Below are 12,692 nucleotides of genomic sequence, written 5' to 3'. Positions count from 1 at the left end.
GACCGTTTCCTGCGCCGAAGGCGACACCGGCCTGATCTACGAGGGCAGCCTGGACTTCGAGTTGCGGGAAAACACCGTAGAGTCCATGCCCGCCATTCCCTTCAAGATCATGATGAACGTGGGCAATCCGGACCGGGCCTTCGATTTCCAGTCACTGCCCAATGAAGGGGTCGGCCTGGCCCGCCTCGAGTTCATCATCAACCGGATGATCGGCGTTCACCCCAAGGCCCTGCTTAATTACGACAATCTGCCCCGTGACATTCGCCAGACCGTCGAGAAGCGCTTCTCCGGTTACGCTTCACCGGTGGATTTCTACATCGACAAGCTGGTGGAGGGTATTTCTACCCTGGCGGCTGCTTTTGCACCGAAGAAGGTGATCGTGCGGCTGTCGGACTTCAAGTCCAACGAATACGCCAACCTGATTGGTGGCACCTTGTATGAGCCGGACGAAGAAAACCCGATGCTGGGCTTCCGTGGCGCCTCACGCTACATCTCCGAGACCTTCCGCGACTGTTTCGAGCTGGAATGCCGGGCATTGAAAAAAGTCCGTGACGAAATGGGCTTCACCAACGTGGAAATCATGGTGCCCTTCGTGCGTACCGTGGGTGAGGCCAGTCAGGTGGTGGAACTGCTGGAAGAGAATGGCCTGAAGCGTGGCGAGAACGGTCTGCGCCTGATCATGATGTGTGAACTTCCGGCCAACGCCATTCTGGCGGAACAGTTCCTGGAGCACTTTGATGGTTTCTCCATCGGCTCCAACGACCTGACCCAGCTGACCCTGGGCCTGGACCGGGATTCCGGCATCATTGCCCACCTGTTCGATGAGCGCAACGACGCGGTCAAGGCCTTGCTGTCCAACGCCATTCAGGCCTGCAAGAAAGCCAACAAGTACATCGGTATCTGTGGCCAGGGCCCGTCCGATCACCCGGATCTGGCCAAGTGGCTGATGGATCAGGGCATCGACAGTGTGTCCCTGAACCCGGATTCGGTTCTGGATACCTGGTTCTTCCTGGCCGACGAAACGCCTGACTGACTGTTTTATTGACTGACTGACGACCGGCAGTTGCCGGTCATAAGGAGTTTAAGAAAGTGGACATCGTAACCCCTGATATCTGTGACGATCATCCCGAGGTGCTGGTGGTTGAGCCGGGCTTTCGTAACTACGGCGGCGTGGATGCGTTTGGCGGCGAGATCGTAACGGTCAAATGCTTTGAGGATAACTCCATCGTCAAGGAGCAGGTGGCTTTGCCGGGTCATGGCAAGGTGATGGTGGTTGACGGCGGCGGCTCAAAGCGGGCGGCGCTGCTGGGCGACATGCTGGCCGAGAAGGCCGCTGAGAACGGCTGGGCAGGGCTTGTTATTTATGGCTGCATCCGTGATGTGGACGTGATCGGCAAGACAACCCTGGGCGTCCAGGCCCTGGGTACGCACCCCCGCAAGACCGACAAGCGTGGCATTGGCGATCTGAATGTTCCGGTGACCTTTGGTGGGGTGACGTTTCAGCCTGGGCATTATGTGTATGCTGATAACAATGGCATTGTGGTTTCTGAGAAGAAACTGCCGGGCTGAGTGATGGACGGTACGACGTTGGATGTCCGTTCATCCTGAGCCCGTCGAAGGATGGGGCCTGAGAGTCCGCGCCCTTCGACGGGCTCAGGGCGAACGGGGTAAAGAGCAGAGTTCCGTTCATCCTGAGCCCGTCGAAGGATGCGAACTCGGGACAAGCGCCCTTCGACTCTTCGACACGCTCAGAGCTCAGAGTCAGAGCGAACGGGTGGTTTAGTGCTTGACCTTATTAATCGTCACACCCAGCAAATAACCATCCCCCGCAGCCTCGCTGCGTATAACCTCAACTTCCGTCTCGAAAGGCGGAAACTGTTCGCTCGTGGATGGCAGCAGGGTGTGGAGTCGTACCCCTTCCGCTACAAAGCCTTCGACGTATATCTGCATGCCGGTGCCACTGAGGTCTTTGCAGACCCCGGTAAATGACCGGCCCTCAGCATCGGTAATCTGTATTTCGGAATTGACCTGCATCCGGTGAAAATCCCGTTTCTCTGAATAATCCCTCATCGTCATCGACATGACTGCCCCTTTCCGTTGTGGTTTTAACATTTATAGCGGTGAACATGGTTTGGGTCAAAGAACATGACGCTATAAAAGGCGGAGTAGGCCATAGATTTTGTGTCTGTGGCGTGAACCGCTACCCATATCTGGTGGTTGGGTGCTTCAAGTTCTCATGAAATTTCATGCCGCAATACACGACAGCACTTGATGCCGCCAGGGCGGCTTGTGGTGTCTGTCGGATGGGATTCTGGAGAATCAGGGCGCGTGCAACGACAACCGGGCGTTATGCCCAGTTGTCGTTCTTGCGGGTAGGCTTCAGCCAGGGCAGAACCACCGCCAGGATCATGCCGAGAATCAGCAGGCCGGCCCCCAGCAGCATGAAATCGGAATCTGCTTTTGCTTCGAGTCGCTCAACCTCTGCGGTGAGAACTTCCACATCGTTGCGCATTCTCTGGTTGTTTTCCTGGAGTTCGCGGTTACGGCGCTCCAGGGTCAGGGCATTGGCGGAGATGGAACGGATTTCCTCCAGCTCTTTGCTCAACTCCGCGACCCGGGTTTCCAGGCGCTCTTCGTTCTGGGACAGTTCCGTACGCTCTGAGTCCACCTGGGTCAGGTTGCTGCGGGCTTCCTCCAGCTGCGCACGGGCCTGGGCCAGTTCGCGGTTGGCGGCGTCCAGGCGGTCGCGGGCGATGGGCTGGTTGGTCAGGTAGCGGCTGGGTATCCAGCCTTCGAGGCCATTGCTGGTGCGGATCCGGCTATAGCCTGACTCCTCACTCTGTTCAAGCAGCTCCACCGAGGTACCGCTGCGCAAGCCATTGTGGAGAATGCGGAACTGGGTTCCCTGGCCACTTCGAACGGGGGCATAGAGTGTGTCATCAATATACACGGTACGGGCCTGGGCGATGTTCACACCACAAACCACAAGCGCCAGAATCAGAGTCAGAACACGAAGTGTCACAGCCGGAAGTCCCTAAGGTTCAATGTAGCCCGCAATTTTGTCACAGCCGGGGTTTCAATCAAGTGTCCCGAAATTACAAAACCCTCATGGAGCCGGTTTGCGGACGAGGCCCGAGGGCTCGTTCACGATCAACAGTCGGGCCAGGCACGGGTTCGTCGGTAAATCGGAGCGTCGGGTTTTACCCGGGCACTCAGGGTAAAACCGGTTTGAACGGTTTTACCGTAACCTTTGCGTAGACGCCGGCGGCCACGTAGGGGTCCGCATCAGCCCAGGCCTGAGCGTCTTCAAGTGCATCAAATTCGGCTATCACCAGGCTGCCGGTAAAGCCGGCGTCACCCGGTTCCGGGGTGTCCAGGGCCGGGTGGGGGCCGGCAACAAGCAGGCGCCCCTCATCCCGCAGATGCTCGAGCCGCGCAACATGGGCGGGGCGGGCTTCTTTGCGCAACGGCAGACTGTTGTTGATGTCTTCACTGATGATGGCGTAATACATGTTGTGTCCGTCTGTTGTATCAGTCAGTCAGAAAATGAGGATCCTGCAAAGGGACAGTGTCGTGTGAGTGGTCGTGCTAGACTGGCCACATTGAATTCAGACCGCACCGACTCTCAACAGGAATGCCCGTGACTATACCCCAGCCAGCCTCTTATTGCATCGATCTGCACTGCCACAGCACCGCCTCAGATGGCCGCTTGTCGCCGACAGATCTGGTGGCCCGTGCCCGTCTGCAGGGTGTTACTCACCTGGCGCTCACCGATCACGATACCACCGACGGGCTGGCCGAGGCGTCCGTGGCTGCGGCCGCGCAGGGGCTGACCCTGATCACCGGTATTGAGCTTTCCTGTGTCTGGCAGAAGAATACGATTCATATTGTCGGGCTGGACATGGATACGGCAGACCCGGTGTTTGCCGCCCGAGTGGCCGAGCAGCAGCAGAACCGCTGGCGCCGGGCCGAGGCCATCACCACACGACTCAAAAAGGTGGTCAGAGGTTGCCCGGAAGATATTCAGGAGCGGGCCACGGCAGAGGCCGGCGGTGACGTGCCCGGTCGCCCCCACTTCGCCCGGGTGCTCATCGAAGACGGCCTGGTGTCGGACTTCGGGCAGGCGTTCAAGAAATATCTGGGTGCGGGCAAACCCGGTGACGTGAAGGCGTTCTGGCCCGAACTGGCGGAAGTGGTGCGCTGGGTGGTCGAGGCGGGCGGAATAGCGGTGGTGGCGCATCCCACCAAATACAAGCTGACCGCGACCAAATTGCGTGCGCTGGTGGCAGACTTTCAGGAAGCAGGCGGGCAGGGTATTGAAGTGCTGACCAGCGGGCAGGGCCGGGGTGATCTGGGCTTTCTGTCCGAGTTATGCCGACGCCAGGGCTTGCTGGCCTCCCAGGGTAGTGATTTTCACGTACCGGGACCGGACTGGTGTGAGCTGGGCAAGATTGCCGCCATGCCTGACGACCTGATTCCGGTCTGGCAGCGTTTCCGCCGGCCAGTGGGGATTGCTCAGGTCGCCTGACTTCATGGCGGCGTGGTCACCTTCTCCAGATTTCTCTGCAGAGGGTTATTCCGCGGGAGCGTGGAACAGCAGATAAAGATCGGTGAGGGCATCAGGAATGGCGTCTGCCATTTGCTGAGCCAGATTCTCATCGTTCCGGGCTTTCTGGAAGTCTTCATCCTCGAACAGTCCGGACAGCGTCAGCATCGGCACCAGTGATTCCGCCGCATCCTCTTCATGAGTGCCTTCCAGCCAGGCTTCCTCGTGTTCCAGGAAGATATCCACAAAGCCGGCGCACCAGTTTTCCAGGGCGTTCATCGGGTCGCCGTCTTCCGGCTCAGGCAATTCCAGCGACTGGCCCATGTCCAGCGCCTGCTGCAGGCCCTTCGCCAACTTTCCGGTCAGAGTTCTGAAGACCTCTGGAATATCGGCCTCCTCAACGTCTTCCTGCCCGGTAGAAAGTCGGAACAGCTCGGCAGCGGACAGCGCGACTGGCCCCACAACGCTGGCGCAAACGACACCATGCAGACCGAAGAAGTCCACTGACTCTTCGCCCCAGGGCTCTGCGAAGAGAATCTCTTCCAGCGCCTCGATTTCTTCATTACTTAACATTCAATAGCTCCTGGCCGTGGGCCATCCGTATAGGCGGACCGGAACCTGTGTCGGGATTACAGACACAGGATCCGGTTGCTCTGGTAAGGCTTACTGGGCCGGCTTGTCGTTACCGTCTTCGTTTGCTGCCTTGCGGGCAGCTTCGGCAGCGCGCTGACGCTTGCGGACTTCCCGCGGATCATTGTAGGCACGACCCGGGGTGACCGGAACGTCGGTTGCCTGTTGTGCGGGCTGTTCCTGCTTCTCTTTCTGTTCCGGCTTCGCCTGAGCTGCGGTTTCTGCGGGTTCCGCTTTTGCGGGAGCAGGTGTTACGTCGGGCTTCGGCGCCTCAGTTTCTGCTTTGGCGGTATCCGCAACAGGCTTGGCATCGGCAGGCGCGGACGCCTTTTCCGTTGGCACCGGCGTGCCGGCATCGACAGGGCTGGCCGCTTTTTCCGGTTCCGGAGCGGAGGTTTTGTACGCAGGCTGTGCGATCTCCGTTTTCTCCGGAGTATCGACCGCTTCCGGAGCTTCGGCTTTCGCCGGAGCTTCCTGCGCAGGCGCTTCTGTTGCCGGCGTTTCGGTTTTCTCCGGGGTCGGCGCTTTGGCTGCAGGTTTGCTCTCTGCCGCAGGTGTTGCCTTTTCGGTGGTTACCGTGCCGGCATCCTTTGCGGATTGCTCTGTCTTGGCGGGTTGCTCTGTCTTGGCAGCTTCCGCTTCAACAGACGCCTGGGCCGCCGGCTCAGACGAGCTGGTGTCCGGCTGCTTGCTGTCGGTGTCGGTTTTGGCTTTTGCCTCAGCCTCAGGGGCTTTGACAGGCTCCTGGCTGGCGTTTACTGCCGGGGCAGCGACGGCGGGGGTGGCCGCTTTGGCTTCAGCCTTGCGCTCCGCCGGGGCGGCCGGCTTGTCACTGTCTTTTTCGGCAGGTTCACCCTTGTGCATCTCGTTGCGCACAGCCTTGCGGTCAGCCGGGGTGCTGGCTGGGGTTTCGGTCGGTGCGCCGTCACGGCCACGGTTGCGGCGGCTGCGACGGGGCTTGTCGCTGCGGACCTCAGCTTTGGCTTCCGGGCTCTGGGATGCACCGGATTCGACCTTGGCGTCCTGTTCCGGAGCCGGTCTGGCCTCATCCGTGCGCGCCGTTACCGCTGCGGGGCTGGCGTTGTCCTGCCTGGGGCTGTCTTCACGGTTTTCATTGCGGGCGCCTTCTTTCTGGCCACCGCGACGGTTACCGCGACCATCCTGACGGCCTTCTCGCGGGGCTTCCCGGCCGCTTTCGCGAGTGCTGTCCTGACGTCCTTCCTGACGGCTTTCCTTGGCCTGGCTGGCATCCTTGTCGGAGGCGATGTCACGGCTGCCGGTCTGGCTCTGGTCCTGGCGACCCTGGCCCTGAGGCTTGCGGTTGCTGCCGTCCCGTTCGCCGCGATCGGATTTTTCGTTACGGTCGTTACGGTTGCGATTGCGGTTACGGCTGCGGCCACCTCCGCTACGATTGTCGTCGTCCCGGTTCTGGGTGTTCTGGCCACCCGGGCGGCGCTCACTGGTGCGGTTATCACCTTCAGGCCGTTCATCGCGGGCTACCCGTGTCTTGCGACGGTCCTGGCGACCCGGCTGATTACGGCCGGGGGAAGCCGGGCGGTTGTCGCGGGCAGATGCGCTCTGGCCAGTGCGATCTTTGCCAGCGCTGTCTTCGGATTCACCGTTAAAGAAGGCGGCAATTTTCCGGCCCATACGGCGGAAGACGCCGTCTTCCTGGGCATCGGCTGCTGCGGGTGCCGCCGGCGATGCCGCAGCCGGTGCCGGCGCTGCTGCTGCCGGGGCAGCGACAGGGCGAATAGCCTTGACCGCAGCTTCCTCGCGCGGCGCAGGTTCTTTGCCAATCTGGGCTTCGGCTTCTTCCTCTTCGCGCTCGCTGTACTCCTGAGCGACCTGATAGCTGGAAACCCGCTCGGTGCCGGATTCATCATCCCGCATACGGATGATTTCGAAGTGCGGCGTTTCCATGTGGGGTGCTGGCACCACCACGATGTCCACTTCCTGGCGGGCTTCGATGTCGGCCAGCTGCTTGCGCTTCTCATTCAGCAGGAAGGTAGCCACGGCAACGGGGACCACGGCACGAACTTCACCGGTCTTGTCCTTGGAGGCTTCTTCGAAAATCAGGCGCATGATGCTCAGCGCCAGTGACTCGATACCACGGATGGTGCCCTGGCCACTGCAGCGGGGGCAGACTTCGCTGCGGGTCTCGCCAAGGGAGGGGCGCAGGCGCTGACGGGACATTTCCAGCAGACCAAAGCGGGAGATCTTGCCCACCTGAACCCGTGCCCGGTCAATTTCCAGGGCTTCACGGACTTTCTGTTCAACATCGCGCTGGTGGCGGGCCGGGGTCATGTCGATAAAATCGATGACGATCAGGCCGCCCATATCCCGCAGGCGCAACTGGCGGGCGATCTCTTCTGCCGCTTCCAGGTTGGTCTGCAGCGCGGTCTCCTCGATGTCCTGGCCTTTGGTGGCCCGGGAGGAGTTGATGTCGATGGATACCAATGCTTCGGTGGGATCGATAACAATGGAGCCGCCGGAAGGCAGCTTCACTTCCCGCTGGAACGCGGTTTCGATCTGACCTTCGATCTGATAGCGGCTGAACAGGGGAATCTCGTCCTGATACAGCTTGATCTTGTTCTCGAAGGAGGGCATCACCTGCCGGACAAACCCGAGCACGTCTTCGTAGACCACGGCCGAGTCGATCAGTACTTCACCGATGTCCTGGCGGAGGTAGTCCCGCACAGCGCGGATGATGACGTTGCTTTCCTGGTGAATCAGGAACGGGGCCTTGCGCTCGCCGGCGGCAGCGGTGATGGCTTCCCAGAACTGCACCAGGTAGTCCAGATCCCACTGCAGCTCTTCGCTGCTGCGGCCGATACCTGCCGTGCGCACGATGATACCCATGGATTTGGGCACCTGGACGCTGTTCATGGCTTCTTTGAGCTGGGACCGTTCCTCGCCTTCGATGCGACGGGAAATACCGCCGGCGCGGGCGTTGTTGGGCATCAGCACCAGGTAGCGGCCTGCCAGGGAGATGAACGTGGTCAGGGCTGCGCCCTTGTTGCCACGCTCTTCCTTGTCGACCTGAACGATCACTTCCTGACCTTCGGCGACCACATCACGGATATTGATCTTGCCTTCAATCTGGCCAGGAGATTTCTTGAAGTACTCCTTGGAGATTTCTTTCAGCGGAAGGAAGCCGTGGCGCTCGGCGCCAAAATCCACAAACGCGGCTTCAAGGCTCGGCTCTACCCGGGTAATGCGGCCTTTATAGACGTTGGCTTTTTTCTGCTCGCGGGTGGAGGATTCGATATCGAGATCAAACAGACGCTGACCATCGACCAGCGCGACGCGCAACTCTTCGGGGTGAGTTGCATTTATGAGCATTCTTTTCATGGAAAAGATATTTCCTGTCAATTAGTTAGGACAGGAGGTCGAGGGGCGGCCGCGAAGCGGAACCTGCGTACGACAGACCAGCAGGCCTGTCGTCAGAGCGGTCAGAACGATCTGGGGTTCTGTGCCGGGGTACTGGATTCAGTCCATGAACGCCCGTTGCTTTCTGGCAGCTCGGCGAATGTCTGGTTCAGTATCTGTTGACGCATGTTACGTATCTTCTGGTTCATGCTGGTGCCTGGGTCTCACGTCGTATTAACAAGATGGACGGCCCGGCCCTGCATGCAGGTATGAATCTTCGCGAAAATCGCCCGCAGGACTTCCTGCGTGTTTACTGTCGGACGTTCCTGCTGCTCCCGGTGTCTGTTGCCCCGGCGCCAGATCAGCGCTGCAAGGTTTCAGACCGGTTTGTCCGGAGCGGCCGGAATGCCATTGTGCTGTCAGTCATACTGAATACTGGTGCGAATGTGTCAGCATCAGGTGTTCAGTATATGTGGCTGTCAGCGTTTGCTTCTGGAACTCTTGTCTGAACGACCTGACTGAACAATGTCTGGGTCGTCTGGTCTGGTGCCGCCCCGGATCGTCACGGAAGCATTGGCATTCAAACCCTCTAACAGTCTCTGTATACTGCAACCGCTCCGGCGGTCGGCGTGCTGGCCGTGCCGTAGACAAACGGAAGAGCATGCCGGAATATAGCAGCAATGCTGCATATCATCAATCCTGTCGTCGTACCAGAGCGCTGCTTAATATTATGTCCTCACCTTCCAGAAAGCCGGCCTCGTCCGGCAGCAGAAGCCGGCAGGGTGGATCATCCACCGCTGAGCCAGTCATTGCCGCGTCCGCCGCCAGCGTCCAGTGGGTGACTGTGGACCCGGAACTGGCAGGGCAAAGGCTCGATAATTTTCTGATGGCGCAGCTGCGGGGCGTGCCCAGAAGCAAGATCTACAGCATCGTGCGCAAGGGCGAGGTGCGGGTAAACCGCGGCCGGGTGCGGCCGGATACCCGCCTGAACGCCGGCGATGAGGTACGGATTCCTCCGGTCACCCGCCCCGAGAAGGCGCCCGCGATGGTTCCGGGCAGCCGGGTTCAGGGGGTCATGGAAAACGCCATCATTTTTGAGAATCCCGGGCTGCTGGTGGTTAACAAGCCTTCGGGCATTGCGGTACACGGCGGCAGCGGCCTGAGTTTCGGGCTCATTGAGGTGTTGCGGGCGGCCCGCCCGGAGTCCCGTTTTCTGGAGCTGGTGCACCGTTTGGACCGGGATACCTCGGGGCTGGTGATGGTGGCCAAAAAGCGCTCAGTGCTCAAGTTTCTTCAGGACGAACTGCGGGGCCACCGTATCAACAAGCGTTATCATGCCCTGGTCAGCGGTCAGTGGGATGCCGGCATGAAAGAGGTTAAGGTTCCTCTGCTTCGTTATGAGATGCCCAACGGTGAGCGCCGGGTCAGGGTGGATGAAGCCGGCAAGTCTTCGCTGACCCGCTACCGGCTGCTGCAGAGCTGGCAGGGTTACAGCCTGGTAGAGGCCTCGCCGGTTACCGGTCGCACCCATCAGATTCGCGTTCATTGTGGCTGGGCCGGTCATCCGATTGCCGGGGATGACAAGTATATGGATGAAGCGAGCCTGCGTGCGTTCCGCAAGATAAACGGCGACCGGCTGATGCTGCATGCCCGCTCCCTCAGCTTCAGGCTGCCCGACACTGAGGCGGGTGAGGGCGAACAGCTGACGCTGGAGGCGCCTTACGATGAAGCTTTCGCCAGAGTGCTGGCCAGTCTCGGGCGGTCAGCCTGATGTTTTCCGGAGATCTGTAGTATGTCATTCAAAGTGGTTATTTTTGACTGGGACGGAACCCTGGTGGATTCGGTGGAGCATATTGCCTCCAGCCTGCATCAGGCTGCCACCGAGCTGGGTTTTCCGGCCCGTGAGCGCGAGGCCTACCGGGATATTATCGGGCTCGGTATGGTGGAGGCCCTGGGCGCTCTCTATCCGGGCATCAGTCGCGATGAGATGACGGCAATCCGTGAGGGCTATGGCCGTTATTTTTTCTCCCGCAAGACCACACCCCAGAATGTCTTTGACGGCATGGCCGACGTGCTCACTGATCTGCGTCTGGCCGGTCGCGGTTGTGCCGTGGCCACCGGCAAGAGTCGTCGTGGGCTGGATTCTGCGCTGACCAGCAGTGGCCTGGGCCCGCATTTTGATCTGACCCGGTGCGCGGATGAGACCCGCTCCAAGCCGGATCCGAAAATGCTGGTTGAGATTCTGGAGCATTATGAAATTGAGCCCCAGGACGCGGTGATGATCGGCGATACCCGTTACGATCTTGACATGGCCCAGCGTATCCGCATGCCGGCTATTGGCGTGGAGTGGGGGGTGCACGACCGCGCAGAGTTGTCCCGCTATAACCCGCTGGCTGTTGCTTCGACGGTGGCCGATTTGCGGGAAGCGCTGGGGCTTGCCCGCTGAAGTCGCCACATAGATCAGTAAGCAAGCCGATTGATGCCCTCGGGCTTCTTCAGGCTTGTGGTTCTTCTTTTATCAGCGCCAGGGGAAAGTGATGTCGGATTGGGAGTCAGGCAACAGGCCGGGTTGGGAGCAGCAGGAAAGCTCTGCTGCCCGCCCTCCGGAATCAGCCGCTGACCGCAAGGCAGCAGCGAAAGCGGAAAAAGAGGCCAGCAAGGAATGGAAGCTGGTGGAAAAGCTGGTCATGTCGTTGCAGGCGGAGCAGCGCAAAAGTCGCCGCTGGGGGATTTTCTTCAAACTCCTGACCTTCGCCTATCTGATCGGACTGCTTCTCTTTATACAGTTCCCCATTGGCGGTGCCCTTGATTCGGCCACCGGTGACGCCCACACCGCATTGATTGAGGTGAATGGCACCATTGCTGCCGATCAGCCGGCCAGTGCCGATAACCTTGTGGGGGCCCTGCGCCGGGCATTTGAGGCGAAGTCGTCGGAGGCGGTGCTGCTGCGGATCAATAGTCCCGGTGGCAGCCCGGTTCAGTCGGGATACGTTTACGATGAGATCAAGCGCCTACGGGCACTGCACCCGGACAAGAAGGTGTACGCGGTGATCGCCGATATTGGGGCCTCCGGAGCTTACTACATCGCCGCCGCCGCCGACGAAATCTATGCCGACAAGGCCAGTCTGGTGGGGTCCATCGGGGTGATTTCCGGAGGCTTCGGCTTTACCGATGCCCTGGGCCGGCTGGGGGTTGAGCGCAGGCTGTACACCGCCGGCGAAAACAAGGCCTTTCTGGATCCCTTCTCGCCGGAGCAGGAAAGTGACGTGGCCTTCTGGCAGGAAGTGCTGGAAACCACTCACAATCAGTTCATCGATCAGGTCAGAAAAGGACGGGGTGACCGCCTGGTAGATGACGAACGTCTGTTCTCGGGGCTTATCTGGAGTGGCGAACAGGCCGAAGGGCTGGGCCTGATCGACGGCCTGGGCAGCGCTTCCTGGGTGGCCCGGGAGCTGGTGGGTAACGACAAGCTGGTGGATTACTCGCCCCGGCAGTCTACCCTGCGCCAGCTGGTGGACCAGCTTGGTGTGTCGGTGGGGCGCGCGGTCGGCGACATGCTGGTTCAGTCGCGCTACGAGTTGCGATAGGCCTGTGCCAGCACATCGACGCCCTGCTCTTTCAGCAGATCGATCAGTGCCATCAGTGGCAGGCCGATCAGGCTGTTCGGATCGCGTCCTTCGAAGCGGCTGAACAGGGCGATACCCAGCCCCTCCATGCGAAAGCTGCCGGCGCAGTCATAGGGTGTTTCGGTGCGCAGGTAGTTTTCGATGTCGGTGCTTGCCAGATTGCGGAAGTGGACAGTAAAGGTTTCGGCAATCGTATCCTGCTGGCCGGTCTGGCTGTTCAGCAGGGTGAGTCCGGTATAAAAGCAGACGGGGTGGCCACTGCAACGGGCCAGCTGCTCGCAGGCCCGCTCATGGTTGCCGGGTTTGCCCAGCACCTGGCCGTCGGGCAGGGCCGCCGCCTGATCTGAGGCGATAATCAGGTGCTCCGGAAAGCGGCGGCAAAGGGCCTGTGCCTTGTCTGACGCCAGGCGCAGCACCAGGGCTTCCGCGGTTTCTCCCGCTAGTGGTTGTTCATCAATGTCCGGGCTCGCCGTGACAAACGGCAGTCTGAGCCGCTCAAGCAGGTTTTTTCGATAGGG

General features: G+C 60.1%; 12 protein-coding genes. 6 read left to right on the top strand and 6 right to left on the bottom strand.

From position 1 onward, the window contains the following. Both AAC035_RS11170 and rraA read left to right on the top strand, forming a co-directional pair. A partial coding sequence (locus AAC035_RS11170) for a putative PEP-binding protein (RefSeq protein ID WP_339803956.1) occupies positions 1–1,033 on the top strand: 1,033 nt, incomplete at its 5' end. Between the two features lie 56 nt (positions 1,034–1,089). Continuing rightward, on the top strand, positions 1,090–1,569 hold the full coding sequence (gene rraA / locus AAC035_RS11165) for a ribonuclease E activity regulator RraA (RefSeq protein ID WP_339803954.1): 480 nt from the start codon (positions 1,090–1,092) through the stop codon (positions 1,567–1,569). 210 nt (positions 1,570–1,779) lie between these two features. Here the strand turns inward: rraA and AAC035_RS11160 are convergent, their stop codons facing one another. The 3 genes from AAC035_RS11160 to AAC035_RS11150 form a co-directional block, all read right to left on the bottom strand. Then, positions 1,780–2,082: a PilZ domain-containing protein gene (locus AAC035_RS11160; protein WP_339803951.1), complete on the bottom strand. Its 303-nt coding sequence runs from the start codon at positions 2,080–2,082 to the stop codon at positions 1,780–1,782. 265 nt (positions 2,083–2,347) lie between these two features. Beyond that, positions 2,348–3,022 carry a TIGR04211 family SH3 domain-containing protein gene (locus tag AAC035_RS11155; protein ID WP_339803948.1) on the bottom strand — a complete coding sequence of 225 codons (675 nt, stop codon included), beginning with the start codon at positions 3,020–3,022 and terminating at the stop codon, positions 2,348–2,350. Between the two features lie 190 nt (positions 3,023–3,212). Further along, the gene (locus tag AAC035_RS11150; protein ID WP_339803945.1) at positions 3,213–3,512 is read right to left on the bottom strand and encodes a YciI family protein; all 300 of its coding nucleotides are present in this window, start codon (positions 3,510–3,512) and stop codon (positions 3,213–3,215) included. Positions 3,513–3,640: 128 nt separating this feature from the next. On the opposite strand from AAC035_RS11150, the gene AAC035_RS11145 reads away from it, so the two are divergent. Then, complete coding sequence (locus tag AAC035_RS11145) at positions 3,641–4,528, top strand: PHP domain-containing protein (RefSeq protein ID WP_339803943.1); 888 nt, start codon at positions 3,641–3,643, stop codon at positions 4,526–4,528. A 45-nt stretch (positions 4,529–4,573) separates the two neighbouring features. On the opposite strand, the gene AAC035_RS11140 is transcribed toward AAC035_RS11145, so the two are convergent. Both AAC035_RS11140 and rne read right to left on the bottom strand, forming a co-directional pair. Then, complete coding sequence (locus AAC035_RS11140; protein ID WP_339803940.1) at positions 4,574–5,119, bottom strand: YecA family protein; 546 nt, start codon at positions 5,117–5,119, stop codon at positions 4,574–4,576. Positions 5,120–5,209: 90 nt separating this feature from the next. After that, positions 5,210–8,530, bottom strand: a complete 3,321-nt coding sequence (rne, locus tag AAC035_RS11135; protein ID WP_339803938.1) for a ribonuclease E — start codon at positions 8,528–8,530, stop codon at positions 5,210–5,212. 748 nt (positions 8,531–9,278) lie between these two features. Between rne and rluC the strand changes: the two genes are divergently transcribed. The 3 genes from rluC to AAC035_RS11120 all read left to right on the top strand — a co-directional run bounded on the left by rluC (position 9,279) and on the right by AAC035_RS11120 (position 12,135). Next, positions 9,279–10,319 carry a 23S rRNA pseudouridine(955/2504/2580) synthase RluC gene (rluC, locus tag AAC035_RS11130; protein ID WP_339803935.1) on the top strand — a complete coding sequence of 347 codons (1,041 nt, stop codon included), beginning with the start codon at positions 9,279–9,281 and terminating at the stop codon, positions 10,317–10,319. 21 nt (positions 10,320–10,340) lie between these two features. Then, entirely contained in the window at positions 10,341–10,994 is a 654-nt protein-coding gene (locus tag AAC035_RS11125) for an HAD-IA family hydrolase (RefSeq protein ID WP_339803933.1), read from the top strand. Between the two features lie 91 nt (positions 10,995–11,085). After that, a complete protein-coding gene (locus AAC035_RS11120) occupies positions 11,086–12,135 on the top strand; it encodes a S49 family peptidase (protein ID WP_339803931.1) in 1,050 nt (349 codons plus the stop codon). Here AAC035_RS11120 and AAC035_RS11115 read toward each other — a convergent pair. Further along, a partial coding sequence (locus AAC035_RS11115) for a Maf family nucleotide pyrophosphatase (RefSeq protein ID WP_339803928.1) occupies positions 12,120–12,692 on the bottom strand: 573 nt, incomplete at its 5' end. The genes AAC035_RS11120 and AAC035_RS11115 overlap by 16 nt on opposite strands.

Source organism: uncultured Marinobacter sp., assembly GCF_963974375.1.
Taxonomy (GTDB): Bacteria; Pseudomonadota; Gammaproteobacteria; order Pseudomonadales; family Oleiphilaceae; genus Marinobacter.
Note: the sequence above shows the minus strand (reverse complement) of the source record. Positions and strands in the feature narration are given on the sequence as shown.